Origin of the sequence: Propionibacterium ruminifibrarum, from assembly GCF_900289195.1 — a bacterium.
GTDB classification, from domain to species: Bacteria; Actinomycetota; Actinomycetes; order Propionibacteriales; family Propionibacteriaceae; genus Propionibacterium; species Propionibacterium ruminifibrarum.
Genome location: NZ_OMOH01000028.1, coordinates 1 through 408, shown reverse-complemented (window position 1 = coordinate 408; position 408 = coordinate 1). Strand labels below are relative to the sequence as shown.

The window sequence follows — 408 nt, the reverse complement described above, 5'->3', positions numbered from 1 at the left end:
ACCGTGGTGCGGACACGGTTGAGGTCGGCGCCGAGCTTGATCAGCACCTGGGCCGCCACGCCCTCGCCCTCACGGATCAGGCCCAGCAGGATGTGCTCGGTGCCGATGTACGAGTGGTTCATCTGCAGGGCCTCGCGCAGGGAGAGCTCGAGGACCTTCTTGGCACGCGGGGTGAACGGGATGTGACCGGTGGGCGGGTTCTGGCCGTGGCCGATGATCTCCTCGACCTGCTCGCGCACCGCCTCGAGGGAGATACCCAGCTGCTCCAGTGCCTTCGCAGCGACGCCCTCGCCCTCGTGGATCAGGCCCAGCAGGATGTGCTCGGTGCCGATGTAGTTGTGGTTAAGCATCTTCGCTTCGTCTTGAGCGAGCACGATGACTCGGCGTGCCCGATCGGTAAAGCGCTCA

General features: G+C 65.4%; 1 protein-coding gene. It reads right to left on the bottom strand.

Going from position 1 to position 408, the window contains the following annotated elements; translation table 11 throughout:
* Nucleotides 1-408, bottom strand: a 408-nt coding sequence (locus PROPJV5_RS12300) for a Clp protease N-terminal domain-containing protein (protein WP_275403723.1), incomplete at both ends; no start/stop codon positions are given.